21 protein-coding genes and 1 tRNA gene are annotated in these 26,741 nt (G+C 40.0%); 12 read left to right on the forward strand and 10 right to left on the reverse strand.

Annotated features, from left to right (window positions below):
* Positions 1 to 252: 252 nt before the first annotated feature.
* Complete coding sequence (locus QL989_RS09695; protein WP_008111059.1) at positions 253 to 852, reverse strand: Yip1 family protein; 600 nt, start codon at positions 850 to 852, stop codon at positions 253 to 255.
* Positions 853 to 1,050: 198 nt separating this feature from the next.
* Between QL989_RS09695 and miaE the strand changes: the two genes are divergently transcribed.
* The 3 genes from miaE (at position 1,051) to QL989_RS09710 (ending at position 6,187) form a co-directional block, all read left to right on the forward strand.
* On the forward strand, positions 1,051 to 1,830 hold the full coding sequence (miaE, locus tag QL989_RS09700; RefSeq protein WP_290170100.1) for a tRNA isopentenyl-2-thiomethyl-A-37 hydroxylase MiaE: 780 nt from the start codon (positions 1,051 to 1,053) through the stop codon (positions 1,828 to 1,830).
* A 192-nt stretch (positions 1,831 to 2,022) separates the two neighbouring features.
* Positions 2,023 to 4,257, forward strand: a complete 2,235-nt coding sequence (locus QL989_RS09705; RefSeq protein ID WP_290170103.1) for an EAL domain-containing protein — start codon at positions 2,023 to 2,025, stop codon at positions 4,255 to 4,257.
* A complete protein-coding gene (locus QL989_RS09710) occupies positions 4,250 to 6,187 on the forward strand; it encodes an ATP-binding protein (protein WP_290170105.1) in 1,938 nt (645 codons plus the stop codon). The genes QL989_RS09705 and QL989_RS09710 overlap by 8 nt, the downstream gene beginning before the upstream one ends.
* A 12-nt stretch (positions 6,188 to 6,199) precedes the next feature.
* Here the strand turns inward: QL989_RS09710 and QL989_RS09715 are convergent, their stop codons facing one another.
* Both QL989_RS09715 and QL989_RS09720 read right to left on the reverse strand, forming a co-directional pair.
* Entirely contained in the window at positions 6,200 to 6,934 is a 735-nt protein-coding gene (locus tag QL989_RS09715) for a UDP-2,3-diacylglucosamine diphosphatase (RefSeq protein WP_290170107.1), read from the reverse strand.
* Between the two features lie 68 nt (positions 6,935 to 7,002).
* The gene (locus QL989_RS09720) at positions 7,003 to 7,494 is read right to left on the reverse strand and encodes a peptidylprolyl isomerase (RefSeq protein WP_290170108.1); all 492 of its coding nucleotides are present in this window, start codon (positions 7,492 to 7,494) and stop codon (positions 7,003 to 7,005) included.
* Between the two features lie 154 nt (positions 7,495 to 7,648).
* Here QL989_RS09720 and cysS point away from each other — a divergent pair, with 154 nt between their 5' ends.
* Positions 7,649 to 9,028 carry a cysteine--tRNA ligase gene (gene cysS, locus QL989_RS09725; protein ID WP_290170111.1) on the forward strand — a complete coding sequence of 460 codons (1,380 nt, stop codon included), beginning with the start codon at positions 7,649 to 7,651 and terminating at the stop codon, positions 9,026 to 9,028.
* Positions 9,029 to 9,191: 163 nt separating this feature from the next.
* Positions 9,192 to 10,088 carry an EamA family transporter gene (locus tag QL989_RS09730; protein ID WP_138605398.1) on the forward strand — a complete coding sequence of 299 codons (897 nt, stop codon included), beginning with the start codon at positions 9,192 to 9,194 and terminating at the stop codon, positions 10,086 to 10,088.
* Positions 10,089 to 10,118: 30 nt separating this feature from the next.
* Here the strand turns inward: QL989_RS09730 and folD are convergent, their stop codons facing one another.
* Complete coding sequence (gene folD, locus QL989_RS09735; RefSeq protein WP_290170116.1) at positions 10,119 to 10,973, reverse strand: bifunctional methylenetetrahydrofolate dehydrogenase/methenyltetrahydrofolate cyclohydrolase FolD; 855 nt, start codon at positions 10,971 to 10,973, stop codon at positions 10,119 to 10,121.
* Positions 10,974 to 11,321: 348 nt separating this feature from the next.
* On the opposite strand from folD, the gene QL989_RS09740 reads away from it, so the two are divergent.
* The 7 genes from QL989_RS09740 to QL989_RS09770 all read left to right on the forward strand — a co-directional run bounded on the left by QL989_RS09740 (position 11,322) and on the right by QL989_RS09770 (position 20,313).
* Positions 11,322 to 11,398: transfer RNA gene (locus QL989_RS09740), tRNA-Pro, on the forward strand.
* Positions 11,399 to 11,749: 351 nt separating this feature from the next.
* A complete protein-coding gene (gene tig / locus QL989_RS09745) occupies positions 11,750 to 13,054 on the forward strand; it encodes a trigger factor (RefSeq protein ID WP_138605062.1) in 1,305 nt (434 codons plus the stop codon).
* A 159-nt stretch (positions 13,055 to 13,213) separates the two neighbouring features.
* Complete coding sequence (clpP, locus tag QL989_RS09750) at positions 13,214 to 13,831, forward strand: ATP-dependent Clp endopeptidase proteolytic subunit ClpP (RefSeq protein ID WP_290170121.1); 618 nt, start codon at positions 13,214 to 13,216, stop codon at positions 13,829 to 13,831.
* A gap of 131 nt (positions 13,832 to 13,962) precedes the next feature.
* Complete coding sequence (clpX, locus tag QL989_RS09755) at positions 13,963 to 15,246, forward strand: ATP-dependent protease ATP-binding subunit ClpX (RefSeq protein WP_010388064.1); 1,284 nt, start codon at positions 13,963 to 13,965, stop codon at positions 15,244 to 15,246.
* A 149-nt stretch (positions 15,247 to 15,395) separates the two neighbouring features.
* Positions 15,396 to 17,756: an endopeptidase La gene (gene lon, locus QL989_RS09760; protein WP_290170124.1), complete on the forward strand. Its 2,361-nt coding sequence runs from the start codon at positions 15,396 to 15,398 to the stop codon at positions 17,754 to 17,756.
* A gap of 182 nt (positions 17,757 to 17,938) precedes the next feature.
* Entirely contained in the window at positions 17,939 to 18,238 is a 300-nt protein-coding gene (locus QL989_RS09765; protein ID WP_256872136.1) for an HU family DNA-binding protein, read from the forward strand.
* 173 nt (positions 18,239 to 18,411) lie between these two features.
* Positions 18,412 to 20,313 carry a SurA N-terminal domain-containing protein gene (locus QL989_RS09770; protein ID WP_290170127.1) on the forward strand — a complete coding sequence of 634 codons (1,902 nt, stop codon included), beginning with the start codon at positions 18,412 to 18,414 and terminating at the stop codon, positions 20,311 to 20,313.
* A 55-nt stretch (positions 20,314 to 20,368) separates the two neighbouring features.
* Here QL989_RS09770 and QL989_RS09775 read toward each other — a convergent pair whose 3' ends face one another.
* The 6 genes from QL989_RS09775 to pspF are packed head-to-tail and all read right to left on the reverse strand — an operon-like array spanning position 20,369 to position 26,723.
* A complete protein-coding gene (locus QL989_RS09775) occupies positions 20,369 to 21,130 on the reverse strand; it encodes an ATP-binding cassette domain-containing protein (protein WP_054202403.1) in 762 nt (253 codons plus the stop codon).
* On the reverse strand, positions 21,130 to 22,122 hold the full coding sequence (locus QL989_RS09780; RefSeq protein ID WP_290170131.1) for an oligopeptide/dipeptide ABC transporter ATP-binding protein: 993 nt from the start codon (positions 22,120 to 22,122) through the stop codon (positions 21,130 to 21,132). The genes QL989_RS09775 and QL989_RS09780 overlap by 1 nt, the downstream gene beginning before the upstream one ends.
* On the reverse strand, positions 22,123 to 23,016 hold the full coding sequence (locus QL989_RS09785; protein ID WP_010388079.1) for an ABC transporter permease subunit: 894 nt from the start codon (positions 23,014 to 23,016) through the stop codon (positions 22,123 to 22,125).
* The gene (locus tag QL989_RS09790; RefSeq protein WP_138605056.1) at positions 23,003 to 24,037 is read right to left on the reverse strand and encodes an ABC transporter permease subunit; all 1,035 of its coding nucleotides are present in this window, start codon (positions 24,035 to 24,037) and stop codon (positions 23,003 to 23,005) included. The genes QL989_RS09785 and QL989_RS09790 overlap by 14 nt, the downstream gene beginning before the upstream one ends.
* Positions 24,037 to 25,644 carry an ABC transporter substrate-binding protein gene (locus QL989_RS09795; protein WP_290170136.1) on the reverse strand — a complete coding sequence of 536 codons (1,608 nt, stop codon included), beginning with the start codon at positions 25,642 to 25,644 and terminating at the stop codon, positions 24,037 to 24,039. The genes QL989_RS09790 and QL989_RS09795 overlap by 1 nt, the downstream gene beginning before the upstream one ends.
* A 14-nt stretch (positions 25,645 to 25,658) precedes the next feature.
* Entirely contained in the window at positions 25,659 to 26,723 is a 1,065-nt protein-coding gene (gene pspF, locus QL989_RS09800; protein ID WP_193049382.1) for a phage shock protein operon transcriptional activator, read from the reverse strand.
* Positions 26,724 to 26,741 lie beyond the last annotated feature (18 nt).

Consider the following 26,741-nt stretch of genomic DNA (forward strand, 5'->3'; position numbering starts at 1 on the left):
AATAATAACGAGCAGAATTAATCCACAGGTGACAACAGAGCTTGCATAAATAAAGCCGCGCTCCTGCGGAATGTGCATGATAAGCTACGTAACGATTCTGCTAAAAGCACCCGCGAAAACGCGATGTCGTCTGGTTTAGAAATACATAACCAAGATGAAAACGAATCTGATTAAAAATGATAATACTACCCGGTAGCATTATCGGCGTTACAAAAAAAGGAGCTTAATCGCTCCTTTTTTGTTTTTCAATTTTTAGGTAAACATAGGGCTAATTATACCGTTGGTCCATAGCATGGCGGTAAGCGCTAAAATAATAACGAGCAGAATTAATCCACAGGTGACAACAGAGCTTGCATAAATAAAGCCGCGCTCCTGCGGAATGTGCATTAAAATAGGGACGCCGGTATACAGTAAATAAACTGAGTAAGCGAGTGCCACTAATCCAACACACACCACAAACCATAACTCAGGCCAAAAAGCAGCCAATGCTGACATAAACACCGGTGTAGCGGTATACGCTGCCAGCTCGATAGTTTGGGTAAAGGTTGGTTTAGCACCGAAAGTAACCGCCATCCAATGCGCTAAATAGGCCAGTGCAAATACACCGCCAATTAAAGCAACATACATGGCTGCGCCAATCATCAGTGCGCTTTCATGGGTTAAAAAAACGGGGTTACCTGTGCCTATACTCCAGCCTAAGTAAACCGATGAGTAGTATCCCATTGCTGAGGGAAATAAAGCGATTAGCAAAATGTGCGATAAGCTGTAGGTTAAGCTTTCGTGACGGTTATCAATTGTTTGCCACTCTTCGAGTGGGTGGGCGTATAAGCCCCATAGGTGATTTAGTATCATTGCGTGCTCTCCATAAAGGATAAGTTACTGTTTGGTTATAGTTGGTTTGTTTTTTATACAGTCCATTTAGTTATGGTTCAGTAACTAAGCAAAGTCAAGTTATCCACATGCTTGCAATAAGGGCGTGTGTTTATTTTATTCAGGGCATTATTTCGTGTTAAAATGCGTAATCGCAATTTTTAGCAATGAGTAGTCAGCGTGCCACATAGTCAGCTTTTAGAGCCAATTAACAACTTTTTATTATGCCGTACCCCTGATGAGTGGGTTGAACAGGCGACCAAAAAAGAAAATTTACCCATCATATTAATTGATCATTTAATTTGTGAGCTAAAAGCGGCGCAAAGTGCGATGTTTTTAATCCGTAAGTATGCGGTAGATAAAGACAGCAGTGATGCATTGCTTGAGTGGTTAAAACCGTTTGAAACGCTTATTTATAAACGTGAGGGGAACTGGCGTGATTTAGCGGCTAAAAATAAACTCACTAAATCTATTATTCCTAAATCTAACTCACCTTATGGACAAGGCTTAATTGATAAAATGGTTATGCTAATAAAAGAAGAACTACATCACTTTTATCAGGTGCTAGAAATTATGGATGAATACGGTGTTGAATATAAAAGTATAACACCATGTCGTTACGCTAAGGGTATGTTGCGCAATGTTAAAACCTTTGAGCCTAATGCCTTAGTTGATAAACTTATTGTAGGTGCGTACATAGAAGCGCGCTCATGTGAACGTTTTGCTGCGCTTGCCCCCCATGTAGATAAACGCTTAGGGGATTTTTATATTTCACTGCTTCGCTCAGAGGCTCGCCATTATCAAGACTACTTAACTCTTGCTCAAGAAATTGCTGATTTTGATATTACTGAGCGGGTAAAAGAATTTGCTGAAATTGAAGCGCAGCTAATTACATCGGACGATGAAGACTTCAAATTTCATAGCGGCGTACCTATTACTGCTTGCCAACAACCCGTATAATTTACACATGAAGCTGCTACCAGTTAAACAGCAAACTGTTGTAGCAGTTACTTTTAATTAAATTCTTTTTAAATTAGACACATCCAATACCCTCACCTAATATTAGAATAACTATTTAAATTATTTAACTTATTGCTTTGTAATTCATTTTAATAACAAGGTCATACCTTATTTATTATTGGGTGAGAAGATATGCAAGATAAAGAGGGATTGTTTGTATTTGCAGCTGAAGAAGAAAAAGCAGATACAGAGCTAAAAGCATGGAAGATATTAACCGTTGAGGATGACCTTGATTATCAGAACGCGTTAGTAAATAGCTTAAAAGAACTAAAAGCCAAGGACGGGTATAAATACGAGCTTTTAACGGCAAATACTGTGCCTGAGGCTGCTTTGGCGTTGAGTATGCATCCTGATATTGCACTTATTTTTATAGATGTAGTAATGGAGGAGGATGACTCAGGTCTGCGTTTAGTAAATACTATTCGAGAGGTTATAGGTAACGCAGAAATGCGTATTGTGCTATTAACAGGTCAACCTGGCTTTGCTCCAGAGAGTGATATCATGAAAGTCCTTGATATCGATGAATACTGGAATAAATCAGATATTACAGCAGAAAAGTTGCAATCAATTGTTAATAGTAACATGCGTACATGGGAGTATATTTCACAAATTAGGTCCGCAAAGCAAGGTTTACAGCTGGTGCTAGATGCGTCTAGAAGTATTAACGGTAAGCATGATATGGCCTCTTTTTCTCATGCAGTGCTTAAAGAAATTAGCAATATTTTAAAAATAACCGAAGGCGGCGGTATTTTTTGTTCGAGTAATTCAAACTCTAGCTCTGAATGCTTAATACTCTCTACCCATGGTTGCTTTAGTGGTACTAAAGGGCAACCTGTTGTACCTAACCTGCCTGCAGAAATGCTGCAAGATTTTAAACAAGCGACTATACAGCGCAGTCATATTTTTTCAAAGCACCACAGCGTATTTTTTTTCGAGACTCCCTTAACGCAAGAACAAGATATTTCTTATATAACGATCGTAAAATCAGACAACCCAATTAATGAGCAAAATGAGTATTTACTCAAAGTATTTAGCGAAAATGTGAGCACGGGATTTGCGAATATTTCGTTATTAAATCGTTTAACAGAGCTTGCTTATACCGATGTATCACTAAATTTACCAAATAGGAACTGGTTAACCCGTGAAATAAAGAACATGAATGCCCATGAGCGATTAAAAACACGATTAGTCATTTTTGACATTTATCAGTTTGATGAAAAAGCATTTACTTTCGGGAATGACTTTTGTAATAAATTAATGAAGTTAGTTCATCAAAATATAGTTGATACTTTTGCTAAATATGAACCACGCATAGCACTAATTAGTAACAAAACCTTTGGCATGCTAATTAGCGTTGACTTTGATATTTCAGATGCAATTAGTTACTTTCAAAATAAGCAAAAGTTCGAAATTGAACAGGTGAAGCAATATATTGATGTGCGTATACTGGAGTTGAAGTTAAGCGCTGCTTTAAACTTAACACCTGAAAAAGTGATTAGCTTAGCAGAGTCTAGCCTCAACTATACGTTGGCAAACCATGCAAAGTATATTCAGCATACAGAGGAAAAAACAGATCAGATAACTCGTCGATATGAGCTGATGGCTGAGCTCAGAACGGCTATAGGTAATAAAAGCTTAGAGGTGGTGTTACAACCCAAAATCAGCTTATCAACCTTGAAACCAGCAGGTTTTGAAGCGCTCGCTAGGTGGCAAAGAGTCGATGGCAGCTTTGTACGCCCCGACGAGTTTATAGAATTAGCTGAAACAGCCGGATTAATTAATGAACTAGACCATGTGATTTTTGAGAAAATACTAGAGGCTATAAATCAACTTAAAGAGCAAGGCTGTAACTTACCCGTTGCATTTAATGCGTCCTCTTATGATTTAGTTGAGCCAAGCTACTTTGAACAGATAAAAAATAAAATTGAAGAATACAGTATTTTGCCTTCTATGCTTGAGCTTGAGGTGACCGAAACACAAGCTATTAGTAATTACAGCTTAATTAAAGAGGCGCTTGAGCGGTTTATTTCTTTGGGCATGAAAGTCAGCATTGATGACTTTGGTACAGGGTATTCGTCTTTGGCTCACATTAATGAAATACCGTCTACGTCGATAAAAATAGATCGCTATTTTGTTAGTGACCTTGAGTTTAATGACAATAATCAATACATGATTAAGATGATATTGTCTTTGGCAAAGCAATTTAACTTTTCGGTGATTGCTGAAGGTGTTGAGAATGAGTTTGAGGCCAAGTGGTTGCAGCAACAAGGCTGCGAAACAGCTCAAGGGTATTATTTTTCTAAACCTCTATCTCTAAAAGACCTGTTCGGATGGTTAAAGCAGTATGAAGTGACTGATAATGAATAGCATTAATAGTTTGCCTGTTGGTTCAAAAAAAAGTGTGCTAGTTAAATTGCTATTCAGTTTATTCATTACCTTCTTTATTGGTTGGCTTATATACGAACAAATATATCAAGAAAAAATAAACACCATTAAAGCTCAGCAAGATGAAAAGTTAGTACTAATTAGTAGTGATTTCTCCAAAGAGCTCAGCAGCATTAAAAAGCTAACTCGTATTTTGGCTCAAGGCCCAGTTTTAAAAAGCGATGCACAAAACAAGCCTTTGCAACAAATGCGAAGCAGAGATGAAATAAATAATTATTTTTTAAATTTTGCGGCTATCTCTACTAACATAGCCCAAATTCGCTGGCTAGATAAGCAAGGGCAAGAGCAATACCGCATTAACGCAGTGAATGGTGTAGGCGAAATTGTATCGCCTGATGGTTTGCAAAATAAGCAAAACCGTTACTACTTTCAAAAAGGGATGCAGATCAGTGCGCCTGACATTTTTGCTACAGAAATAGATTTAAACATTGAACACAACAAAATCATAAAACCTCATCAACCATCAATCCGCGTAACCTACCGTACCAATCAAGAAAATTACCTATTAGATGGCCTATTGGTGGTTAACTTTAACTTAGATTATCTATTTAATCAGATCAAAAGCTATAGCCAAAAAAGTACCCATATAAGCATTTTGAATCATAATGGTTTTTGGTTATTAAATAGTGATGAAGATTTAGAATGGGGGTTTATGTATGGTAAAAATGAGCAAACGCTTGCCATTGAAGAGCCTCGGCTCTGGCAGCAAATTATTGGTGGCAAAGTCGAGTATGGTTCGCACTTTTTTGACCATAACCTCTATACTTACCGACGTTTTTCTATTTTTTCACTGCGCGAGAACAAAGGCAGAATTAGTGACACCGATAAAGAGTTAATTATTTTAATAAGTAGTCCTGATGAATTACTAATAACTGGACAGGTGAAAGCCTTACAGTTTGCGTTTTTGTGTAGTGGATTACTGTGTTTAATTAGTTTTGGCTTTATTTATCGTGAGTATAAGTTTCAAAATAAGCTGTTAACCCTCTCGCATAAATTGCATATAGAAAAGATAGAACTAGATATAGTGAACCGAGAGCTTGATGCCACAATAAAGCAGCAACAACAGCTACAAGAAGGACTAATTGAAGCGCAAAAACTATCCTCATTAGGATTGCTCGTAGCAGGAGTTGCTCATGAAATGAATACACCCATTGGTGGAGCCGTTATTTCGGTTTCTAATGCAGATATGGCATTAGCTAAATTAAATGCGGCGATGAGGGAGGGGCTGACTAAATCAACGTTAGAGGAAACAACAACCAGTATTGGTGAGAACCTAGCACTAGCTAAAATTAACTTAAATAAAACCGCAGTATTAGTGAAAAGTTTTAAAAAAATGGCCATTGATCGCCATAACGATGAATTTATTGCATGTGATATTGAAAAAATCATTCAAGAGTTATTATTGTCATTAAATTCCAGATTAAAAAATTCACCAATAAAAGTGAAAACTATTTTCTTGCTCAAAAAACAGGTGATTAGTTTGCCGGGGATTATTTCTCAGGTGGTCGAAAACCTTGTAATTAATGCGCTAAATCACGCTTTTGATGAAAAGCACGAGGGAGTGATAGAAATAAAAGTAGAGCAAGCGACAAATAATAGCGTAAGGCTTAGCGTGTCAGATAATGGTAAAGGAATTAATAATGAGACTAAAGCAGATATATTTGAGCCTTTTTATACAACCGCACGAGGTAAAGGTAATACGGGCTTAGGTTTATATATGGTGCATCAATGGGTAACACAAGTTTTGAAAGGAGACATCAAACTTCATTCAGAACCACAAAGCGATGCCTATTTTAAAACACAATTTCTTATTACCTTGCCTGAGTTAACCGCAAAGTCTCATTACGATTAATTACTAGGGACGTTATAAAGGCGTTGAAATTAATTGTTGTGACTCGGGAGTAATCACTAAATACGAACCTTGAGTATACCAATCGCCCAATACTGTGCGAGTAAGCGTTTGGTTATTAACTTCATAGGTATGTACATTAGGGCGGTGAGTATGGCCGTGGATCATATTAGCCACATTGTGTTTGGCGAAGGTTTCGAGTACCTCGCTTTGCACCACATCCAGTATTTCTATAGGTTTGTCTGCTTGGCTAAGTTTACTTTTTTCACGCGCATCTCGGGCTATTTTCTTTCGATACCATAAGGGCATAGCAAGCATTAATTTGGGCCACCACCAACCACGACTTTTTTTACGAAACTTTTGATACTCAATATCCTGAGTACACATTTCATCACCATGTAAAATTACCGTGGGTGTGCCGTACAAGTCGATCACTGTTTGCTCATCGAGTAGAGTCATTCCTGCCATATTAGCGTATCTTTCACGCATAATAAAATCGCGATTACCATGTACAAAATAAATAGATATACCCGAGTTACTAATTGCCTTTAATTGTTTGGCCACTGTTGCTGATAGTTCGCTTACATAATCGTCACCAACCCAGACTTCAAAAAAATCACCTAAAATATATAGGGCGTCTACTTTTTGAGGAACAATATGGGAGTGTAAAAATTTAAAAAATGCCGCTGTAATATCAGGGCGATTTTCACTCAAATGTAAATCTGCAATAAAGTAGGTTTGGCGAGTCATGGTGATTCCAGTTAAATAAAAGCGGGTGAATACCCGCTTTATGTATTCTTTGAAGAATAAAGGGGGTTTTAGCTTACAGTTACACTTTCAATTACCACATCTTCAAGTGGTACATCTTGGTGAAAACCATTGCTACCTGTAGCAACACCTTTGATTTTATTTACTATGTCCATGCCTTCTACTACTTCAGCAAACACACAGTAACCCCAGCCTTGCGACGTTTCGCTGCTGTGGTTTAAAAAGTCGTTGTTATTCACGTTAATGAAAAATTGCGCTGTAGCTGAGTGTGGATCAGGCGTACGCGCCATTGCTAAAGTACCTACTTTGTTAGATAGGCCGTTGTTAGCTTCATTTTCAATTGGGTCGTTTACTTCTTTTTGTTCCATACCCGATGCAAAACCACCGCCTTGAACCATAAAACCATCAATTACACGGTGAAAAATAGTGCCGTTATAAAAACCTGAGTTTGCATACTCTAAAAAGTTTTTTACTGTATTTGGAGCTTCGCTTTCGTGCATTTTAATGGTGATATCACCAAAGTTTGTGTGTAGAACAACCATGAGGTTTCCTATAGCTGGTTTAAATATTGGTGCTATTTTATCGTAGTTGACTCAGATTAACAAAGTAGATGTTATGTTTGTTATAAACCGCTAGAGCCCATGCTTAGCAAGTGGTAACATAGCTTTTCTGTTAATCGTGAAGGAAAGCAACTAAATGGTACAAATATACAACACACTGACACGCCAAAAAGAACAATTTAAACCTATGGTCGATGGAAAAATCGACATGTATGTGTGTGGTATCACCATTTATGATTACTGTCACATTGGCCATGCACGCACATTTGTGGGTTTTGATGTGATTGTTCGCTATCTTCGTCATTTAGGTTACGACTTAAAGTACGTACGTAATATTACCGATGTTGATGATAAAATTATTAAGCGCGCAAATGAGAACGGTGAAGCCATTAACGACTTAACCGTGCGTATGACTAAAGCCATGCATGAAGACTTTGACAGTTTAAATATGCTGCGTCCTGATATAGAGCCAACGGTAACGGGTCATATGGATGAAATTATTGCCATGGTTGAGCGTTTGATTGCCAAAGGCCATGCTTATGTTGCAGCCGATGGCGACGTTTTATTTGATGTATCAACCTTTGAGCAATACGGGGCACTTTCACAGCAAGATTTAACCATGCTCCAATCGGGCTCACGTGTGGAAGTAGCACAAGATAAAGACGATCCTCTTGATTTTGTTTTATGGAAAAAAGCTAAAGCAGGGGAGCCATCGTGGTCATCACCTTGGGGTGAGGGTCGCCCTGGTTGGCACATAGAATGCTCAGCGATGAGTTCAAAGCACCTAGGTGAGCACTTTGATATTCATGGTGGTGGTTCAGACCTACAGTTTCCGCACCACGAAAACGAAATCGCGCAATCATGCTGTGCTAACAACGGCCAATACGTTAATACTTGGATCCATACCGGTATGGTTCAAGTGAACAAAGAAAAGATGTCTAAATCATTAGATAACTTTTTTACCGTTCGTGAAGTATTAAAGCAATACGATGCTGAGTCGGTTCGTTACTTTTTAATTTCTGGCCATTACCGCAGTCAACTTAATTACTCGCAAGAAAACTTAGACCAAGCACGTTCATCACTTGAGCGTATTTACACGGCATTACGTGGTGTTGAGCCAGTTGAATGTGAGCTTGAGGGTAATGAGTATGTAGCTAAGTTTAGAAAAGCTATGAATGATGACTTTAATTCGCCAGAAGCATTACCGGTTGTGTTTGAAGTTGCTAAAGAGCTAAACCGAGTAAAAGAAAGTGATAGCGAAAAAGCAGGACATTTAGCCTTTATTCTACGCATCTTAGGTGAAATACTTGGTATTGCTCAACAAGCACCTGAGGCATTTTTACAAGGCGGTCAAAACGATGATGAAGTGGCTGAAATTGAGGCATTGATTGTAAAACGTAATGACGCACGTGCCAGTAAAAATTGGGCTGCAGCTGATGAAGCTCGCGATGCTTTAAATGCACTGGGTGTGATACTTGAAGATTCAGCGGGAAAAACAACGTGGCGTAAAGCTTAGCTACAACACGCGGATCACCAAAAAAAGGGTTGCCATTGGGTAACCCTTTTTTGTTATATCAATTGCATTAAATTGATTATGCTTTTAATAAAATTGATATTGTTGACCTCAATTATGGTTGAGGTTTTAAACTCGCATTCATCAATTTAAAAATGGAAAATTAATGAATATTTTACTTGCCATGATCCCTGCTTTTTTATGGGGAACGACTTATGCGGTAACTAAATACGCAACCCCAGAGTGGCCGCCAATCTTATTAGGGGCCATACGTGCACTTCCTGCTGGTTTATTATTGTTGTTATTTAAACCCTCTTGGCCAACTGCAAAGCAATGGCCTGGCATCTTTTTAATCGGCACGATTAATATTGCGCTATTTTTCAGTTTTATTTTTGTAATGGCTATTAACCTACCAGCAGCTATTGCAGGCGTGGGTATGGTGTCTGTACCGGTTGTTGCATTATTATATGCATGGCTTGTTAAACGACAACAGCCAGCGCTAGTGCAAGGTATTTGTGCGCTTGCTTTAGTGGTTTTGGCATGGCGTTTATTTGATCCACAACATATAGCGCTTAATGTGTTGGGAGTTTTAGCGCTGATAGGGGCGCTATTAACTATTGTGATAGGCAGTACGCTGGTACAAAAAGTAACGGCTAAAGTTCATTGGTGGACGGTACTCACGTGGCAGCTAATCATTGGTGGCAGTTTGCTAGCAATTGCCGCTATGGTTCAAGCTTTCTATTTTGCACCACAGCAGTATCAATTTTTAACTGCATCAATAAATACCACGCAATGGCTGGCGTTATTTTGGCTGGTGGTCCCTAATACTGCTTTGGCTTACATCCTATATGTTTGGTTATTAGGACGAATGTCAGTTGTTGAATTTACTTTTGGCACTATAGCCAACCCAATTGCCGGTATTTTATGTGCAGGAATATTAATTAACGAGCAGTATGCAAATTGGCAGTACGCGATTATGTTATTAATGATTGTGTTTTCGGTTTTGCCACAAGGCTTGGACTTAATAAAACGAAGAATGATGATACAAAAAGCCCGCAATTAAGCGGGCTTTGGATTACTTTATTTTTATTTATTAGCTGTGATATTTCTCACACGCTTCTAACGTATTTTCAATTAAGCTAGCAACTGTCATCGGGCCTACGCCGCCAGGTACAGGGGTAATAAAGTCAGCTTTTTGTTCTGCAGTAGCGTATTCAACGTCACCCACTAACTTACCGTTGTCTAAACGGTTAATACCCACATCAATAACAATCGCGCCTTCTTTTATCCAGTCACCCGGAATAAACTCTGGTTTGCCTACAGCAACAACCAATAAGTCAGCACGGCGAACATGGGTTTCTAAATCTTGTGTGAACTTATGACAAACAGTAGTCGTACAGCCAGCTAACAACAGTTCAAGTGACATAGGGCGACCCACAATATTAGAGGCACCCACTACCACTGCGTGCATGCCTTTGTAACGCACGCCGGTTGAATCTAATAAGGTGATAATACCCTTTGGCGTACATGGGCGAAGGGCAGGCATTCGCTGCGCTAAACGACCAATGTTATAAGGGTGAAAGCCATCAACATCTTTATGCGGGGTAATACGCTCAAGAATTTTTTCTGCGTCTAAGCCTGCAGGTAAAGGAAGTTGCACTAAAATACCGTCAACTTCGCCATCAACATTCAATTCATCAATTAATGCTAATAGCGCTTGCTCTGTTGTGTCTGCGGGCAAATCAAATGATTTAGAAATAAAACCAACTTCTTCACAGGCTTTACGTTTTGAACCAACGTAAACTTGGCTGGCTGGGTCTTGTCCAACAAGCACCACAGCTAATCCTGGGGCTCTAAGGTTTTGTGCAACACGTTCTGAAACTCGTTCAGCCACTGCGCTACGTACTTGTTTTGCTACTGCTTTACCATCAATGATGTTTGCCGTCATGGGTGACCTTTAATTAGGTTAATTAACTTGATACCGATACATTTAAAAAACGAATGCATATATAGGGGTTAAAATGCCGATAAAGAAAAAGACCTTCACCTTACTCATTTTTTAATATGGTGGCTATTTTCGCAGAAAAGCGGTTGAGCGCCAAGTTGCTTTTAAATTATAAGCCCCCGAATTATAAAAAAGAGTTTAAATTTTATCCCTGTATCGTAATATTTGACCATTATGAACTAAAAATGAGCAATTGATTTGTTTTCTTAAAAAAACGTTTGACCTAACCCGGTCAAATCACTATTATGCACCCCGTTGTCAACGAGGTCACTCGCAGACAATAGTAAGTATCGGCGATTAGCGCAGTTTGGTAGCGCACTTGGTTTGGGTCCAAGGGGTCGCAGGTTCAAATCCTGCATCGCCGACCATTTCCCCTTAAATTCCATATTCTAAATCTCTATTTTATTTAAAATAACTCTATTTTTTGCTCCTATTCATTCTATACATTTTAATTAGCCTGTTTTTTATTCGCTTAGGCGTTATCTGCCTTTAACTACCCCAAATAATTGCCCCCCACACTCGACTATCATGAATATTAGGTTATAATGCCGCGTCTATTTGTTTAAAAATATAGTGCCCTAGGGCAGAGCAGCAATGGTATCTCCTGGTAGCGACGGATTTTTTTAAGCTCTAAGGCTTGAATTTTATCAAGACGCCTATAGATTACTTTGTTTGTAATGAAGGCGAAAAGTCGCCAAAATTGAATATTGAGGTAAATCATGCAAGTTTCTGTTGAGACGACTCAAGGCCTTGAGCGCCGTCTGACCATCACCGTTCCTGCAGAGAACGTTGAGACCGAAGTAAAAAAACGCTTACAACAACTGTCAAAAACGCAGCGTATCGACGGTTTCCGTGCTGGTAAAGTACCAGTATCAGTAATCAACAAGCGTTTCGGACCAGCTGTTCGTCAAGAAGTTGCTGGCGAAGTAATGCAACGTAATTACATTGAAGCAATTGTTGCTGAAAAAATTAACCCTGCTGGCGCACCTACATTTGCACCAAAAGCACTTGAAGCAGGTAAAGATTTAGAATTCTCAGCAACATTTGAAGTTTACCCTGAAGTTGAAGTTCAAGGTTTAGAGAAAATTGCTGTTGAAAAACCAGCGGTAGAAGTAACTGACGAAGATTTAGCAAACATGCTAGAGACACTTCGTAAGCAACACGCTTCTTGGGCTGACGTTGATGCAGCTGCTGGCGCAAACGACCGTGTAACGGTTGATTTCGTTGGTACTATCGACGGTGAAGAATTCGAAGGCGGCAAAGCTGAAGATTTCCCATTAGAACTTGGCCAAGGTCGTATGATCCCAGGTTTTGAAGACAACATCGTAGGCAAAAAAGCAGGCGAAGAAGTTGTTGCTGACGTAAACTTCCCTGAAGATTACCACGCTGAAAACTTAAAAGGTAAAGCGGCTCAATTCACTATCACAGTGAAAAAAGTTGAAGCGCAAGAATTACCTGAATTAAGCGATGAGTTTGCAACTAAATTCGGTGTTGCCGAAGGCGGCGTAGACGCGCTTAAAGAAGAAGTTAAAAAGAACATGACACGTGAGCTAGACCAAGCGGTTAAAGCTAACGTAAAAGACCAAGCAATCAAAGGTCTTTTAGAGCAAAACGAAGTTGAAGTGCCTAAAGCATTAATCGACCAAGAAGTTGACGCTTTACGTGAGCAAGCTGCTCAACGTTTTGGTGGTAACGGTCAAAATATGCCTGAACTTCCAGCTGAATTGTTCCATGAGCAAGCAGTTACACGAGTTAAAACTGGCCTATTATTAGGCGAAGTGATCAAAGCAAACGACATCAAAGTTGATGACGCTAAAGTTGAAGCACTTATCGCTACTGTAGCATCTGCATACGAAGATCCAACTGAAGTAGTAGAATACTACAAAGCAAATGATCAACTAATGCAACAAATGCGTAATGTAGCAATGGAAGAGCAAGCTGTTGAAGCTATTTTAGCTAAAGCAACTGTGACTGATGTTGAAAAAGCATTTGATGACATCATGAATCCACAGCAAGGTGCATAATAAGTCATTGACTTAAGCGCTCGCTAACGATTAAATGGCTCGTGTTACTCTGTTTATGCAGTGTGCCCGGGCCATTTTAGTTTGTGGTTCTTAATTAGCTAAAAATGATCATTATGCTTTTCTTAGAATAAGTATAAGCGCATAAGGAATTAAATAAGTATGAACACTGGTATGACAGATCCCCTAAACGCATTAGTACCAATGGTTGTTGAGCAAACAGCTAAAGGCGAGCGCTCGTTTGATATTTATTCGAGACTATTAAAAGAGCGTATTATCTTTTTAACGGGCCAAGTTGAAGACAACATGGCAAATCTGATTTTAGCGCAAATGCTTTTCTTAGAATCAGAGAACCCAGATAAAGATATCTTCTTATATATCAATTCACCGGGTGGCTCGGTCACTGCGGGAATGGCTATTTACGATACAATGAATTTCATCAAACCTGATGTAAGTACTATTTGTGTGGGCCAAGCGGCTAGCATGGGTGCGTTTTTACTATCTGGTGGTGCTAAGGGTAAACGTTTTTGTTTACCTAATTCACGTGTAATGATTCACCAACCATTAGGTGGATTCCAAGGTCAAGCATCTGATTTTGAAATACACGCGAAAGAAATCCTGTCTATTAAAGACAAATTAAATCGCTTAATGGCTGAGCATACTGGCCAACCGCTTGATGTTGTTTCACGTGATACAGACCGTGATAACTTTATGAGTGCAAGCCAAGCTGTAGATTACGGTATTGTTGACTCAGTATTTACTAATCGCAGTAGCAAGTAAGTATGCCTGCAAGCAGTAATGCTTGCTAATGAGAGTTACTATGCGAAAAAGCCTAAATTTTGGTATAGTTAAAGCGTATTAAAATAGCCACCAAGACTTTGGTGGCCAACGTAATAAAATGAGGTAGCTGAATGTCTGACACTCCTACAGACGGCGACAAAAGTAATAAATTGTTATACTGCTCTTTTTGCGGCAAAAGCCAGCATGAAGTTCGAAAATTAATTGCAGGACCTTCAGTATACGTTTGTGATGAATGTGTAGAGCTGTGTAATGATATTATCAGGGAAGAAATTAAAGACATCGCGCCTAAGCATGATGCCGCTGACAAATTACCTGTGCCAAAAGAAATTCGTAACCACTTAGACGACTACGTAATTGGCCAAGAGCATGCGAAAAAAGTGTTGTCTGTAGCGGTTTACAATCACTACAAGCGTTTACGCAACCAATCAACTAAACAAGACGTTGAACTAGGTAAAAGTAATATTTTATTAATTGGTCCAACGGGGAGTGGTAAAACACTACTAGCTGAAACGTTAGCACGTTTGCTAGATGTGCCGTTTACAATGGCCGATGCCACCACGTTAACCGAAGCCGGTTATGTGGGTGAAGATGTTGAAAACATCATTCAAAAGCTTTTACAAAAATGTGACTACGACGTAGAAAAAGCACAACGTGGTATTGTTTACATTGATGAAATTGACAAAATTTCACGTAAATCAGATAACCCATCAATCACCCGTGATGTATCAGGTGAAGGTGTACAACAAGCCTTACTGAAATTGATTGAAGGTACCGTTGCTTCTGTTCCGCCACAAGGTGGACGTAAACATCCACAGCAAGAGTTCCTGCAAGTAGACACCTCTAAAATTCTGTTTATTTGTGGTGGTGCATTTGCTGGTCTTGATAAAGTTATTGAACAGCGTAGCCACAAAAATACTGGCATTGGTTTTGGCGTTAACGTTAAAGAGTCGGCAGCGAGCCGCTCTTTAAGTGAAACATTTAAAGATGTTGAGCCAGAAGATTTAGTAAAATATGGTTTAATTCCAGAGTTTATTGGCCGTTTACCTGTTGTTGCTACATTGACTGAACTTGATGAAGCTGCACTGGTACAAATTTTAAGTGAGCCTAAAAACGCTATTACTAAGCAATTTTCAGTATTGTTTGGGATGGAAGACGTTGAGCTTGAGTTTCGTGATGATGCACTACGTGCTATTGCTCACAAAGCAATGGAACGTAAAACCGGTGCACGTGGCCTGCGTTCAATCGTAGAAGGTGTATTGCTTGATACTATGTATGAGCTGCCTTCAATTGATAACGTAAGTAAAGTGGTTGTTGATGAAACCGTTATTAAAGGTGAGTCTGACCCAATCTTGATTTATGACAGCAGTAATCAAGAACAAGCCGCGGCAGATTAAATTCTGAGCAAGTTGTAAAAAAAAGGAGCCAATGGCTCCTTTTTTTATAATTAATTTAATCGAGTTGGCAAAAATTGTTGAACTTTAATTAGGTTATCCCCATATACTTGAGTAATCTTTAAATAAATGAAGTGCAAAGAGAAAATACAATGACGCTTGAGAGAAACGATCGAGTCGAAATCCCTGTGCTAGCACTGCGCGATGTAGTGGTGTATCCACACATGGTGATCCCGCTTTTTGTAGGCCGTGAAAAATCAATAAAATGCCTTGAAGCGGCAATGGATAAAGACAAACAAATTTTCTTAGTTGCACAAAAAGATGCAACTGTAGACGAGCCTGAGAAAGACGATATTTATCGTGTAGGGACAATTGCGACTGTACTTCAATTATTAAAGCTACCCGATGGTACAGTAAAAGTATTAGTTGAAGGCACACAGCGTGCAAATATCGAAGAGTTTGTTGATAACGAAGACTTCTTTGTTGCCAATGCTCAGTTTATTGAATCTGATTCAGTAAACGAGCAAGAACAAGATATTTTTATTCGCAGTGCATTAAGCCAGTTTGAAGGCTACGTAAAATTAAATAAAAAAATCCCACCTGAAGTGATGACTTCGGTCTCTGGTATTGATGAGCCAGCGCGTCTTGCTGATACCATGGCTGCGCACATGCCATTAAAAGTGCCTGAAAAACAAAAAGTACTTGAAATATCAAACGTTACGGAGCGCTTAGAGTACTTAATGGCGTTGATGGAAGGTGAAATAGACTTATTGCAAGTTGAGAAAAAAATTCGTACCCGCGTTAAAAAGCAAATGGAAAAATCGCAGCGTGAGTATTACCTCAATGAGCAAATGAAAGCGATTCAAAAAGAGCTTGGCGAAATTGACGATGTGCCAGATGAATTCGAAGCGCTAAAAAAACGCATCGAAGAATCAGGTATGCCCAGCGAAGCGAAAGAAAAAGCGACGGCAGAGTTCAACAAACTTAAAATGATGTCGCCGATGTCGGCAGAAGCTAGTGTTGTTCGCTCATACATAGATACGTTAATCAACGTACCGTGGAAAAAACGCTCTAAAGTGAAAAAAGATTTAGCAGGCGCGCAAAAAATACTAGATAGCGATCACTACGGACTTGATAAAGTTAAAGAGCGTATTATTGAATACCTCGCGGTACAGCAGCGTACTAATAAGCTTAAAGGGCCTATTTTGTGTTTAGTTGGGCCGCCAGGGGTAGGTAAAACCTCTCTTGGGCAATCTATTGCGCGTTCAACTGGCCGTAAGTACATTCGTATGGCACTGGGTGGTGTACGTGATGAAGCTGAGATACGTGGTCACCGTCGTACTTATATTGGCTCTATGCCTGGTAAATTGATTCAAAACATGACTAAAGTGGGCGTTAAAAACCCGTTATTCTTGTTAGATGAAATTGATAAAATGTCAGCGGATATGCGTGGAGACCCTGCATCAGCATTACTTGAAGTACTTGATCCTGAGCAAAACAGCCATTTTGCTGATCATTACTTAGAAGTCGATTACGACTTATCTGATGTAATGTTTGTTGCTACCTCTAATAGCTTTAATATTCCTGGGCCTTTATTGGACCGTATGGAAGTTATTCGTTTAGCCGGTTATACCGAAGACGAAAAATTAAATATAGCTAAAGAACATTTAATTCCAAAGCAAGTTAAGCGTAATGGCTTAAAAGAGAAAGAAGTTGAAATTGCTGACAGTGCCATTATCGGTATTATTCGATATTACACGCGTGAAGCGGGCGTTCGTAACTTAGAGCGTGAAGTGTCTAAATTATGCCGTAAAGCGGTTAAAAATATCTTAATGGAAAAAGACACCAAAACGGTCACTATCGATGCAGATAACCTTGAAGAGTACTTAGGTGTGCAACGCTTTGATTACGGTAAAGCAGAAGATGGCGACCGTATAGGCCAAGTAACTGGCTTAGCATGGACAGAAGTAGGCGGTGACTTGCTGACTATTGAATGTGCTGCAGTACCAGGTAAAGGCAAATTGACTTATACCGGCTCGTTAGGCGATGTAATGCAAGAGTCGATTCAAGCGGCAATGACAGTTGTGCGTAATCGTGCTGATGAGCTACGTATTAATAGCGACTTTTATGAAAAACGTGATATTCACGTGCATGTACCTGAGGGCGCAACTCCTAAAGATGGTCCAAGTGCGGGTATCGCAATGGTTACGTGTTTGGTTTCAAGCCTAACGGGTAATCCAGTGCGCTCTGATGTGGCCATGACGGGTGAGATTACCCTACGTGGTGAAGTACTGCCAATTGGTGGTTTAAAAGAGAAATTATTAGCGGCTCACCGAGGTGGTATTAAAACGGTGGTGATCCCTAAAATTAACGAACGTGACTTAAAAGAGATACCTGATAACGTATTGGCGGGTCTTGAGATTCACCCAGTTACGTGGATTGACGAAGTATTAAAGCTTGCTTTAGTGCATCCAGTTGATAGTTTTTCAGTCGAAACACCAAAAAAGCAGTAAAAAAGCCAAAAAAAGTGCTTTTAGGGGCTTTTCAAATCTAAACGGTATGATAAGTTAAGCACTGGTTTTCAAGCCTAGCCCTTGCAGGGCCTAGGCTTAAGAAAAATATAATCATATGAGCTTAAAAAAATTGCTCAAAAATTTCAAAACAGTGATGTTAGTTTAAAAAACAATCGCTCTTGATAACAACAATGAAAGAGGATGATATTGTGAATAAATCTCAATTAATCGATCAAATCGCAGCTGATGCTGACATTTCTAAAGCGGCTGCAGGTCGTGCACTAGATTCATTCATCGAATCTGTATCTGGCGCGCTAAAAGATGGCGACTCAGTTGCACTTGTTGGTTTTGGTACTTTCTCTGTACGTGAGCGTGCTGCTCGTGCAGGTCGTAACCCACAAACTGGTGAAACGATTCAAATTGCTGCAGCTAACATCCCAGCTTTCAAAGCCGGTAAAGCGCTTAAAGACGCAGTAAACTAATCATTGTGTAAACAATTTAGTTATGGCGAGTAAAGATACGCTTAATTATTGCAATCGATAAATTAAGTTACTTCACCGCCAGTTACTTCAAGTGAAAAAGCGTATCTGGTAAGATACGCTTTTTTTACATATGACAAGGTAGAAAATACCTTGCTCAGAAAAGAGATAAACAAATGCTTGAGAAAATCAGAGAAGGTTCGCAAGGGCCGGTAGCCAAAGTCATTTTAGGCGCGGTGATTTTATCTTTTGCCTTAGCTGGGATCGGTAGTTACTTAGGTCAAACCACAGAACAACCCGTTGCTGAAGTAAATGGAATTAAAATTAGCCAAACAGAATTTAGCCGTGCGTTTCAAAATGAACGTAGCCGCTTAGAACAACAATTTGGTGAGTACTTTACCCAAATAGCAGCTGATCCAACTTACATGGCTCAAATCCGTCAAGGTGTGATTGACCGTTTAGTACAACAAGAATTACAAAGTCAGTTAGCTGCCGAGCTTGGTTTGCGCGTAAGTGATGAAAGCGTTCGTAAAACAATTTTAGAGCTACCTTATTTTAAAATTGGCGACAAGTTTAATAACGACCGTTATTTACAAGTTATTCGTCAAATGAATTTTCAACCTGACGCATTTCGTGAATACCTGCGTGATGATATGACGCGTAGCCAGTTAGTATCTGCCGTTGCGGGTACTGATTTTGCGCTGCCAAATGAGCTTAAATCAGCCATTGCGTTGCAACAGCAAACACGAAGCATTGATTATTTAGTAATTGATAAACAAGCAATGCAAGCTGATGTTGAAGTTACAGAGCAAGAAGTTGCGGATTACTATGAATTAAACGCAGGTCAATTTTTATCACCTGAATTAATTTCAGTTAATTACATCGAACTAAATGCAGATGATATTGATGTTGCATCGGTAAGCGAAGACGATGTAAAAGCATATTACGAGCAGAGTAAGGCGCAATATGTTGAACCAGAAAAGCGTCGTGTGTCGCATATTCTAATCGACAATAGCGAAGATGATGATGCGGCTAAAGCGAAAGCTGAGTCGTTACTTGCCCAGCTTAACGCTGGTGCTGATTTTGCTGAGCTAGCAGAGACATCGTCAGATGACATTGTTAGTGCAGAAATGGGTGGCGATTTAGAGTGGATTGAACGTGATGTTATGGAACCAGCATTTGAAGATGCAGCGTTCGCATTGCAAAACAAAGGTGATTACTCTGACGTTGTTGCCTCTGAGTTTGGTTATCACATCATCAAACTGACTGATCTACAAACTCAACAAGTTAAACCGTTCGATGAGGTTAAAGCTGACCTACGTGCTGAACTTGAGCAAGCTGAAAAAGTAGATGCGTTTTACGAGAAGCAAACAGAAATGGGGGCATTAGCCTTTGAGATTTCTGATCGCTTAGACGATGCTGCTGAAGTGGCGGGTGTAGAAGTACAATCTACTTCTTTACTAGCGCTTAGCGCGCTTCCTGAGCCGCTTAATAACCCAGCGGTTGTGACTGCCTTATCATCAGTTGAACTATTAGAAGATAAAGTCAATTCAGAAGTAATTGAGCTTGGTAATGAGCACGTGATTGTGGTGCGTGTAAATGAGCACCAACCTGCGGCAACGAAAGCATTAAGCGTGGTAAGTGAGCAAATTAAAACACGCTTAATGAATGAAAAGGCATCAGACCTTGCAAAAGAAAAAGCACGCACGTTATTTGCACAAGTAAAAGAAGGCAAGAGCTTAAACGATGTGGCTGCTGAGCAATCACTAAACGTTCGTCAAGAGTCGCAACTAACTCGTGAAAGCTTTGCTGTTTCACCTGCTATTGTTACCCAAGTATTCAAAATGGCACATCCTAGTGATGCGGCTGTATATGATATGGTTAACTTAAATAATGGTGATGCAGCGATTGTTGCGCTTAAAGCGGTAAATGATGCACCAGTGAGTGACAACATTGAGCCACAAATGAAGCAAAACATTACTATGGCGCAAGCGCAGAAAAACTATACGGTATTCATTGAATCGCTTAAGCAACAAGCAGAGCTTAATGTACCAAAAGCAGCTCAAGCAGCTGAATAAGTAATAGCTAAATGAAAAAAGGCGCCAATTGGCGCCTTTTTTGTTTGTTTAGACATTAACAACTCAATAAGCGCTGGGTAACCTTTGACTGCGGGTTTTGAAAAATAGTTTCTGTAGCGCCGTATTCAACAATCTCACCCTTATTGAGTACCACTAACTGGTCGCTAATATGGCGCACTAAACTTAAATGATGGGTGATCAAAATATAGGTTAATCCAGTTTCAAGCTGTAGTTTAAGTAATAGGTTTACTATTTGCGCTCTTACAGAAGGGTCAAGCGATGAAAGTGCCTCATCGAGTACAACAACCTTAGGATCTAATATAAGCGCGCGAGCGAGCGCTACACGCTGTAATTGCCCTACACTAAACATATGCGGATAGTATTGCTGATGATCGACCAATAGACCCACTTTAAGCAGCGTACTACCAATTTTTTCACTACGTTGAGTTTTATCAAAATCAGTATTGAACTTTAGGCAATCATCGAGCATTTCAGCAATGGTCACTGCTGGGTTCAATGAGGTGGCGGAGTCTTGAAAAATCATTCGGATATAACGACACTGCGCATCACGATTACCATTGTTTTCTATGGTGTTATTCTCTAATAATATCTGCCCGCTATCGGCACTGTATGCACCCACTAATAATTTAGCTAGGGTACTTTTTCCTGAGCCTGTTTCACCAATAATGGCAATTGTTTCACCTTTACCAATACAAAATGAGATGTTTTTTAAAACATCAAACTTTTTACGGCTAAATAGACCCGCTCGCATGTTAAAGGTTTTTGATAAGGCTTGAACTTTTAACAGTGGCTGCATTATTTTATTTCCTTGATCAGCGGGAAGTGACAGGCGTAGCTATGACCATGATGCTTTGAAAGTTTAGGCGCAACCACACATTCTTTTTGTGCTTGTGGGCAACGTGGACCGAGTCGGCAACCAATCGGTAAATGTTGTAATGTTGGAATAGTGCCTTTAAGCGCATAAAAGGGTTCTTTATGGGCTAAGCCATGCTCATAATCGGGCAGGCTTTTTAGTAAAGCCTGCGTGTACGGATGACGAGGTTGACTAAAAATACGGTGTGTTGGACCTGCTTCAACCATTTGACCGCAGTACAACACATGAATACCATGCGACCAATTAACAATTTCTTCCAGCTCATGAGAGATCATTAAAATAGACATGTTTTTTAGCTGATTTAAACTTTTTAATAACCTAAACACCTGTGCTCGGGTGGTGCTTTCTAGTGCGGTTGTTGGCTCATCTGCAATTAACAACTTAGGTGTGCGGGCAATCGCCATGGCTATCATGACCTTTTGGCATACGCCCTCAGAGAGCTCATGCGGGTAACTATCAAGCACCGCTTCATGATTTTTAATACCTACTTTATGTATTAAGGCTTTAACACGGTCTTTACGCTCACGGTTGCGTTTTAAGAAAAACCCTTTAGCAGCCACTTCAGGCAGTGTTTCAGCAATTTGGTAAAATATTTTAGCAGTAGGATCTAGACATCGACTGGGGTCTTGGTAAATCATCGCAATGTCTTGGCTAACCGTTTTACGGCGTTGCTCTGGTGTTAAGCGCATTAAGTCAACACCACGCCAATGCATTCTATCTGCGGTTATCACCCAACGCTCATTAAGCACGCCGACGATGGCTTTTGCAATTAAGCTTTTGCCAGAGCCTGATTCGCCCACTAAAGCGTGTACTTCACCTTCTTTTAAACTAAAGCTTACGCGATCAACAGCACGAATGGCGGTTTCGGAAGTTTGAAGTTCAATGGTTAAATTTCGAATATCTAGTAACTGCATCTAATCGGCCTTACGCGCTTGTAAAACTTTACGAAGTCCATCGCCCACTAAGTTTGTTGAAAGAACCGCTAAAAATAACAGCACGCCCGGCAATGCTACCGTCCAGGGTGCTAAATATATAAGTCCTAAGTTCTCTGCTAAAATTGCGCCCCATTCAGTAGTCGGCGGCTGTGCACCCAGTTTTAAAAACCCTAACGCTGCAATATCTAAAATAGCAGTAGAAAGCGCCATGGTAAAAATAACCACAATATATTCATACACATTAGGAAAAATCCCGCGTGATAAAATATGCCATTTAGAGGCGCCATCTAAGCGGTAGGCTGTAACATAATCTTTGCCAAGTTCGTCGACTATCAGGTTTCTAATTGAATGAATAAACTGGGGTAATAAGGCCAAAATAATTGCCCATACGGTATTCATTAATCCAGGGCCGAGTATGGCAATAATAATGATGGCCAGTAACAATGAGGGAATTGACAGCGTTACATCCAGTAAGTGGTTCAAAAAACTAGAACGTATGCCTTTACTGATCCCTGCAAAGGTACCTACCAACACACCAATAACAGTGGTGATCAGTGCAGCCACAACCGATAACCCGAACGTATATGTGGCGCCATTCATTAAACGAGACAGCACATCTCGGCCTAAATCATCGGTGCCAAGTATAAACCGCACATCGCCCATTTCATTCCACGAGGGAGGCAGTAATAGTGCATCACTGTGCTGTTGATTTACCCCATAAGGCGCAAGAAAAGGCGCAGTAGCCGCTAACAGGCTAAAGGCAATAAACACCCATAAACCAACCAGTGCAGGGTGGTTATTTTTAAACTTTCGCCAGAGTCTCGCTAATGGCGATTTATTTGAATCTTCTGAAAATAAGTTAAACTTTGCCATGCGCTTGGTTCCGAGACAGAGGATCGAGTAGGGTGTAGGTCAGTTCGGCCATAATTGTGGCAATAATAATAAATAAAGAGACGGCCATTAACCCACCTTGTATGGCGGGATAATCACGTTGATAAATACTGTCTATTAACCAGCGACCGATCCCAGGCCACGAAAAAATAACTTCAGTGATCATCGCTAAGGTAATCAAGGTACTAAACTGCAAACCTATTTGTTTTATAACTGGTAGTAAGGCATTTCTTAGGGCGTGATGAATAATAAGCTGTCCACGAGTAAGCCCTTTGGCACGAGCCGTTTTAATGAAATTTTGATCCATTACTTTTAACATCGATTCGCGAGTAAAGCGCACTAATACCGTGGTTGGATACATAGCAAGCACAATAGTGGGTAAGGTAAGGTGATGCAGTGCATCTAACATGGCCAAACCATTGTAAGGAAAATCAGCGAGTAAAATATCAAGTAAAATAAACCCTGTGCTCGCAGGTATCTCATACAACAAGCTCACTCGCCCCGACATGGGAAACCAGCCAAGTTGGAGCGAAAAAACCATAATTAATAATAATGCCAGCCAAAAAATTGGCATAGAATAGCCAATCATCGCTGTAGAGCTAATAAATTTATCAGGCCATTGTTTATTATATGCCGATGCTAAAATACCGACAGGCACACCCACTACCACCGAGATAACTAACGCGTAAATACTTAGCTCTAACGTTGCAGGGATTAAATCAATCACATGGGCGAAAACACTGCCCCCCGAGGCGAATGACATTCCCCAGTCCCCTTGTAAAATTCGTCCCACAAAGGCGATGTACTGCATAAAGTAGTTACTGTTAAACAAGTACTTTTCTTCTAACTGCGCATTTTGGGTAAAGTTAGTATCTGGTATGCCGCTTAAATTACTGAGTGGATCGCCGGGAAATAAGTAACTCAACGAAAAGGTAAAAATGCTTAGTAGTAACACCATAAAAAATAACAGTCCGAGGCGGCGTAAAATATAATCTAAGATCATTATTTTTTCCTCGCGTTAGCCAACGAAATAGCACCGAATGGCCCTAAGGTAATGCCCTCAACATCTGCACTACTTGCTTGAAAACGCATGCCGTGGGCAATTGGCAGTAGAGGCAATTGTTTGATGATCATACTCTGTGCTGCGTCATAATATTGTTTACGTAAATTTAAATCTGTGGTGTCTAACGCTTTGGTTAGCAGTAAATCAAATTCAGGATTACACCAGTTTGCGGGGTTTTTGCCGCTGAATGTCGCAGTACAACTTAATAATGGGCTAAAAAAGTTATCGGGATCAGGCGTATCAGCTGCCCAACCTAATAACACACTGTCGTGGCGATGTTCTCCAATGCGTTGAATAAAGGTGTTCCATTCATATTCAACAATATTTACGTTAACGCCAATTTTGCGTAAATCACTTTGCATTAGCTCAGCCATTTTGCGGGCGTTGGGGTTATAAATACGGCTTACCGGCATAGCCCAAATGCTCATATCAAAGCCTTTTGGAAAACCGGCTTCAGTTAATAACCTTTTTGCCAACTGTGGGTCAAAAATAGGCATGTTTTTTTGTAGTTCAAATGCCCATGACGTAGGCGGAAGAATAGACTGTGCACGCAAGCCATTACCGTAATACACCGCCTGCATTATTTTATCTATATCAATGGCATGAACTAATGCTTGACGTACTTTTAGGTTATCAAACGGTGGACGCTCGGTATTAAATGCCCAGTAACCAATATTTAAGTTAGTTTCTCTTTCAACATTAATATCATCACGTTGCGCTAAGATACTTAATTGGGCACTGCTTGGGTGTGCAGTAACATCACATTCTTTGGTCAATATTTTTGCGATACGGGTGGTACCATTTGGAGTAATGTCGTACACCAACTGCTCAAGGGCAACATCATGTTTCCAATAATCAGCGTTTTTATAAAAGCGTACTAAATGGTCGCGTCGATACTCTTTGTAAATATAAGGACCCGTACCAATTGGGTATTGGTCAAATAAGTTTTCTTGATTATTAGCTTCAAGCGCCATGGCATATTCTTTAGAGAGCACGACAGCAAAATCGGTCGCCATATTAGCTAAAAAGCTGCTCTCGGCATTAAATAGCTCAAATCGTACTTGATGATCAGAGACTCTAACAATTTTACGAATTAGCTGGTCAATTCCCACACTTTGAAAGTAAGGGTAATTAGCATCGCCAATAAAGTGATAAGGATTATAAACGTCGAATAATCGACTAAAAGTAAATATTACATCATCAGCGTTAAATTCACGACTAGGAGTAAAATAAGAGGTGGTATGAAATTTAACTCCTTTGCGCAAAGTGAAGGTAACCGATTTACCGTCTTTACTGATCTTCCAATCAGTGGCAAGTTCACTCTTAAATTCGGCGGTCACGGGGTCAATACTAATTAACCGGTCGTATAACTGGTTAGCAATAATATCGATAGTCGACCCTGTGGTTGTGACTTGTGGGTTAAACGACACAGGATTAGCCTCGGCGCAATAAACGAGGCCTTGGTTTTTTTCTTCTAAGATTTCTTCTTTACTATCAATGCAACCTACTAAGCTCAATGATATTAAAGCAAGTAATAATTTATGCACCCGCACAACCTCTACTATTCTAGCAAATTGTATTTTTTCAAATAACCACGTAGTTGATGATACGTTAAACCAAGTACTTCTGCAGTCTTCTTTTGATTAAATTGGCTATGTTCTAATGCTTTTTTTATCAATGTAATTTCAAATTCATTAGAGAGCGTTTTTAAGTCGCATGGAAACTCAGGTTCTTTGGTACTTGAACTCAATGCTACAGGCGCTTCTATAGGCTGTGCATGAGTAGTCGGTTCAGATTGTATTATAGCAGGTGCTTGTGCATGTTTTATGCGGGCTTTAGGTCTAAAGCGACTTTCGAATGGGTCTAAAATAATTTTATGTACAGGAATATGTTCATTGCCGTGGCGATACAGGCTTCGTTCTACCACATTTTTAAGTTCACGGACATTACCCGGCCACTCATAACTGAGTAAACTTTCTTGTGCACTGCGGGTAAAGCCACTAAATAGCTCCCACTCAAGGTCTCGTGCCATGTTCATCGCAAACTGTTCAGCCAGCAACATAATGTCATCTTGACGTTCACGCAGTGGCGGTAAGGTGATCACATCAAACGCGAGTCTATCGAGTAAATCACTTCTAAATTCACCTTGCTCGGCTAAATGGGGTAAGTCTTCATTGGTTGCACAGACTAAGCGAGTGTCTACTTTAACGGTTTGCTTGCCGCCAACACGTTCAAACTCACCATACTCAATCACTCTTAATAGCTTTTCTTGCACCATGGCAGAGGTATTTGCTAACTCATCTAAGAACAAGGTACCACTATTGGCGCGCTCAAAGCGGCCTTCATGGCGTTTACTTGCGCCTGTGAAAGCGCCACTTTCATGACCAAATAATTCACTCTCGAGCAGGTTTTCGTTCAATGCCGCACAGTTAAGCTTGACGTAACTTTGATCCCAGCGTTTGGATAAAAAGTGTAAACGTGCTGCAATTAGCTCTTTACCGGTACCACGTTCACCAATAATAAGTACGGGTTTATCTAGGTTAGCCAGTTGCGAAACCTGATCAAGTACCGATAAAAAGCTGTCTGATTGGCCAAGTAAATTGTCCTGTTGGCGATATTGACTCATATTTCCTAACTCTTAGTC

Source organism: Pseudoalteromonas sp. APC 3224 (assembly GCF_030407535.1).
Taxonomy (GTDB): Bacteria; Pseudomonadota; Gammaproteobacteria; order Enterobacterales; family Alteromonadaceae; genus Pseudoalteromonas.